This window comes from Salegentibacter sp., from assembly GCF_041642575.1.
GTDB lineage: Bacteria > Bacteroidota > Bacteroidia > Flavobacteriales > Flavobacteriaceae > Salegentibacter.
The window spans coordinates 1-4,755 of record NZ_JBEPWD010000095.1 but is presented as its reverse complement, the minus strand read 5'-3'; the positions used below and the strand labels follow the sequence as shown (position 1 = coordinate 4,755).

Sequence of the window (4,755 nt, the reverse complement as noted above, 5' to 3'; positions counted from 1 at the left end):
TCCTCCATACAATTGAAGCGTCTGGCTTCCAATGTCCTGAAATCAGCCAAACCATACTTAACCGGCTTTTTCATTTTATAAACATGCCGAGCGGTAAGAAAAAGAAAAGACATGTGCGTATCCTTCACTTGAAAATTTTCAGTATTTTCTTCATAATTATTCCTTTCCTTCAGAAAATCAACTTTTCTTGAAGTACTTACGTCCCCCGCTCCGGTATTTATCTTTTTACTCATCTTTTAAAAGGTCTACAAGTGAACCGCCGGTATGAATTCTTTTAATGGCTTCAGCAAAAAGTGGAGCCACTCCTAAAACTTTTATTTTTTGTTGTAATTTCTTATTTGATAATTGCAATGGAATAGAATCTGAAACGACAACTTCCTCAATGGCGTCATCAATCAAAATTTCACTGGCCTGGCTGGAAAATGAAGCATGAGTAGCAGCGGCATAAACTGAATGAGCTCCTAATTTAAGGCAAGCCTGGGCAGCTCTAAGCATGGTGCTGCCTGATGCGATGAGATCATCAATTATGATCACATTTTTCCCTTTTACATCGCCTACTATAGTTTCCCCGCTTATAATACCTTTACTCCGCATTTTTTCCATGATGATTAAAGGCAAGGTTTTTTCTGAATGCCTTTCTAAAACTTTCCTGAATTCATCCGCTCTTTTTACCCCTCCAAAATCGGGAGACATTACGGCAATCTCTTTATCCCTGAGTTTTTCCAGGAAGTACCCTGCAAAAATATTTTTTGCCTCCAGGTGCTCGGTTATGCACCGGAATGAATTCTGAAAAGCCTGAAGATTATGCACATCTATATTTACAATCCTATCTATCCCCACGGCCTCAAATAATTGAGCCACATAACGAATTGTAACTGGATCACGAGCTTTGGTTCTTCGGTCTTTTCGGGCATAACATAAATACGGCACAACCACACTTATACTTTTGGCAGAAGCATCTTTTACCGCGCCTATAAAAAACAATAACCGGCAAAGCATATCGTTTACACTTCCATGTCTCCCACCATGCAAGGATTGAATAATGAAAACATCCTGATTCCTTACATTTTCTAGCGGCCTGCTTTTATGCTCCCCATCTTCAAATTCCCGCACTTCATGATCTGAAAGGTCAATATCTAATTCCTGGGCAATTCTTTCTCCAAATTCCCGGCTATTCTCAAGGGCGAATACTAACATATCTTCTTGGCTTTTGAGTTGGAAGGGTATTCTTAGAATATATATTAATTCAAAACACCCTTTTTCTAAAATTAATCCAATTAGATATAAATTACAATGAGAAAAATCATTGTACCAAGGCAAAAGGGAGTTTCACTTAATCTTTTACCGGCCAATTATAAGTCAAGTAAAGTTAAAATGACACAGGCACATTACACCAAAAAACTAACTGACGGACAAAGCTAAATTGCTTTAGAAATGCTGGTGGTTTCTTAAAAACTTTAAAACTGTTAATGCTTAATAATTTTAGCTAATTTTTCCCTGGCTGAAGTTATGGAGACCGAATGCCTGTTAATATCGCTCCAGGGATCGGATTTTTTTCCAAGCCTTAAAAAAATATTTTTGATGTTGTAGGTTTGTGGGGTTAAGGAAGCGTTTTCCAGTTCCTCCCAATCTATGGGAGTTGCCACAGGAGCGCCTTCTATTGGCCTGATTGAATAAGGGGCAACACTGGTTTGTGCGAATCCATTTCTAGCGGTATCTATGTACAGTTTACTTCTGCGTTTGTTTATTTGGGTGGCAGTTGTAATTTCTTCTGGATTTTCATCTTCAAGATGTTTTGCGCTTATTTGTGCAAAATCCCTTACTTCGTCAAAATTACTGCTTCGTTCTAACGGAACAACTACATGTAGACCCCTGGAACCTGTTGTCATCAAAAAAACAGGTAAATTGAGGTCCTTCTCCAAAAAAAATTTTAATTTTTCTGCCACCAATTTTACCTTTGAAAAATCATCATCGGAGGGATCAAGATCAAAGATCATTCTATCGGGATAATCCAGCTTGTCTTTTTTGCTCAACCAGATATGCGGCGTTATGCAAGCCTGGTTTGCCAGATAAACCAACGTAGCGGTATCATTGCAGATCACATAATTTGTAGTGCCTCCATCTTGTTTTTTTACTTGTTTTACTTCGATCCAATTCGGAAAATAATCAGGCGCATCTTTCTGATAAAATTGCTTTTTATTGATCCCGTCCGGAAACCGCAACATGGAAACCGGGCGGTCCTTCATATGGGGAATCATTATATCAGAAATTTTTTCATAATAATCTAAAAGATCCTCTTTGGTATATTTGGATTTGGGAAAAAATACTTTATCCCTGTTGCTTATTTCAACAGAATACTTTCCAAATTTCCTTTTTTCTTTCTCTTCCATAATTTCCCTTAATTTTCTCTTATCACCTCCCCGGGCTTTTTACTACGCCTTAATCCCAAATATCGGGGATGACGGAGTTTATTGGTATCTGTCCATTCCGTGAATCCAATTTCAGCCACATATTTTGGAGTGACCCAATGGACTTTTTTTGAAGGAAGATCTTCATTCTCTGCAAATTCAGGATTCTTTTTTTCAATCCTGGATAATTTTTGATGTAGGTCTTCCAGTGTTTTATCATCATAACCGGTTCCCACTTTTCCTGCATATTGAAGCTCTCCGTTTTCATAAAAACCAATAAGCAATGCTCCAAAACTATTGCGTTCCCCTTCGGGGTCAGTATATCCGCCAATTACAAATTCCTGTTGATTTACACATTTTAATTTTAACCAGTTGGAAGATCTTTTGTGAACATATTCACTATCAGCTTTTTTGCCTATTAATCCCTCCCAGCCCTTTTTACATGCCTCTTCGTGATATTTTATCCCATTTTCAGTACGATGTGGGGTAAATCTAACAGGATCTTTAAATTTAACCGTCTCCTTTAAAATCGCTTTTCTATAAATCAGACCCAGTTTTGTCAAATCATAACCCTCATAATAAATAATATCGAAAGCATAAAAGTAGACCCGTGTTTTACTTTCTTTTATCTCTTCAGGGCCTTTTAAATGCATCCGGGTTTGAAGTTTGGAAAAACTCGTGATCTTTCCATCAAATGCAACTATTTCCCCGTCAATTATAAAATTTTCCGCATCCTGGCCTTTTATGGCTTCTACTATTTCGGGATAAGTCTCATTCAACTCTTTTTTATTTCGGGATTTAAGACTGATCTTACTTCCCTTTTTAAAGATAAGGATCCGTTCACCATCCAGTTTCCTTTCGTAGATCCAGTTTTTGTCTGAAAAGATTTCATGAGAAAGTTTCGCCAGCATTGGATTTGTCCATTCCGGCTGCTCCCTTTTTTTGAGCTTTTCTTTTTCCTGGTCGCTTAATTTTTTCAGTAGATCATCCATTTTTCTCTGAATCTTTTTTTATTTGATTCATGGTCCTGTCGGTTAAAACCGATTTATTCTCTGTACTCGTTGGATTTTTCCTTGCATCTGCTTCCTTATCATCCACCTTTTTTAAGAACCATTTTTCGTCCTTTCCTTTTTGAAACCTTATCAAAGAGAAACCTCCTTTCAATTTCTTGCCCTCAAGTTCAATTGTGATATGCCCATTTTCAATCTGATCTTTTATAGGGATCAGCTTGCCATTATCATCTTTCCTAATATTCTTATATGTCCCGGCATCCCATAACATCACCGTTCCACCGCCGTATTGGTCTTCAGGAATGCTGCCTTCAAAATCGGCATATTCCATAGGATGATCCTCTGTGGGAACTGCGAGTCTTTTCTCATCGGGATCTGTGGACGGCCCCTTGGGAACTGCCCAGCTTTTCAAAATGCCATCCACTGCCAGCCTGAAATCGTAATGAAGCTTGCTTGCCTGATGCTTCTGAATAACGAAGATCTCCTTATCTTTTTTGTTTTTGCTCTTCCCGAAAGGTTCAGATGAAACATCAAAATTTCTTTTTTTATGATACTCTTTTAAGAATTCCTTGTTTTCCATTTTGTTGGTTATTTAAAAAAACTTCAATTTTTCAGTGTAAAATTCAATAGTGGGAAAATCCGTTAATTATTCCTCATTTTTATACGAAGTGCTCTCCTTGAATTCTTTTAAAACTGTCTGAATTGAATCTTACAATGGGTTACTTTTCAACATCCGGTAATTCAGGCATAATCATGCTCCGTTTTATTATTTCCCCTATTAAATTTAATGTTTATTCTACTCTGAATCAAATACCTATTCTTTTTCTTATGGAAATTTTGAATATTTCTGGTCTGATATTTTTGCTCAATTCTGAAGCTAAAGAATCTTTCAGGACATCTAGATTCTTTGTTACTGAAATTATATCCTCCTTGTGTGCACCCTGATGCAATTTTGCTACTGAGGATATTCTGGTCATGTTGACCCCCTCAAAATATAACATGAGTTCCTCGTAACGGGATTCCGTAAAGTTTTAGTTGCAGGATCGAAAAAGTAATCTGTTCTAAGGGAATAATATGATTAATATCGAATACCTTAAGTTAGGATTTTCTTACCTTTGATTCTTATTGAAAATGGGGTGCTTGCCAAAAGGCAGGCTGAGATGATACCCGGGAGTTTTTACTCTATACCTGATCCGGATAATGCCGGCGTAGGGATTTCTAAGCTGAGGTTGCCTTCCTGTAACTTCAATTCAGTTTCATCACCTCATTTCATTGCTTAAAGTAAAAACAATGATAGAGGATTTCTTTATAAATCTTACTTGGTTGCAGGCCCTGGG

At 37.4% G+C, this 4,755-nt stretch carries 5 protein-coding genes and 1 riboswitch; all 5 genes read right to left on the bottom strand.

What is annotated here, in order from left to right:
• Window positions 1–233: hypothetical protein (locus ACESK1_RS11205; protein ID WP_372920267.1), on the bottom strand; the 233-nt coding region annotated here is incomplete at its 3' end.
• Window positions 226–1,197 carry a ribose-phosphate diphosphokinase gene (locus tag ACESK1_RS11200; protein ID WP_372920266.1) on the bottom strand — a complete coding sequence of 324 codons (972 nt, stop codon included), beginning with the start codon at window positions 1,195–1,197 and terminating at the stop codon, window positions 226–228. The genes ACESK1_RS11205 and ACESK1_RS11200, both read right to left, overlap by 8 nt.
• Window positions 1,198–1,466: 269 nt before the next feature.
• Window positions 1,467–2,390 carry a non-homologous end-joining DNA ligase gene (ligD, locus tag ACESK1_RS11195; RefSeq protein ID WP_372920265.1) on the bottom strand — a complete coding sequence of 308 codons (924 nt, stop codon included), beginning with the start codon at window positions 2,388–2,390 and terminating at the stop codon, window positions 1,467–1,469.
• Window positions 2,391–2,398: 8 nt separating this feature from the next.
• On the bottom strand, window positions 2,399–3,400 hold the full coding sequence (gene ligD / locus ACESK1_RS11190) for a non-homologous end-joining DNA ligase (RefSeq protein ID WP_372920264.1): 1,002 nt from the start codon (window positions 3,398–3,400) through the stop codon (window positions 2,399–2,401).
• Window positions 3,393–3,998 (bottom strand): DNA polymerase ligase N-terminal domain-containing protein, encoded by a 606-nt coding sequence (locus tag ACESK1_RS11185; protein ID WP_372920263.1) that lies wholly within the window; start codon window positions 3,996–3,998, stop codon window positions 3,393–3,395. Before ACESK1_RS11185 ends, ligD (ACESK1_RS11190) begins: the two co-directional genes overlap by 8 nt.
• A gap of 542 nt (window positions 3,999–4,540) precedes the next feature.
• A riboswitch (TPP riboswitch) is annotated at window positions 4,541–4,650 on the top strand.
• The last annotated feature ends 105 nt before the right edge of the window (window positions 4,651–4,755 follow it).

What these genes read in the sequence shown, in the direction of transcription:
- ACESK1_RS11185 (WP_372920263.1), bottom strand. Translation starts at nt 3,998, where the DNA reads ATGGAAAACAAGGAATTCTTAAAAGAGTATCATAAAAAAAGAAATTTT.
- ligD (WP_372920264.1), bottom strand. Translation starts at nt 3,400, where the DNA reads ATGGATGATCTACTGAAAAAATTAAGCGACCAGGAAAAAGAAAAGCTC.
- ACESK1_RS11200 (WP_372920266.1), bottom strand. Translation starts at nt 1,197, where the DNA reads ATGTTAGTATTCGCCCTTGAGAATAGCCGGGAATTTGGAGAAAGAATT.
- ligD (WP_372920265.1), bottom strand. Translation starts at nt 2,390, where the DNA reads ATGGAAGAGAAAGAAAAAAGGAAATTTGGAAAGTATTCTGTTGAAATA.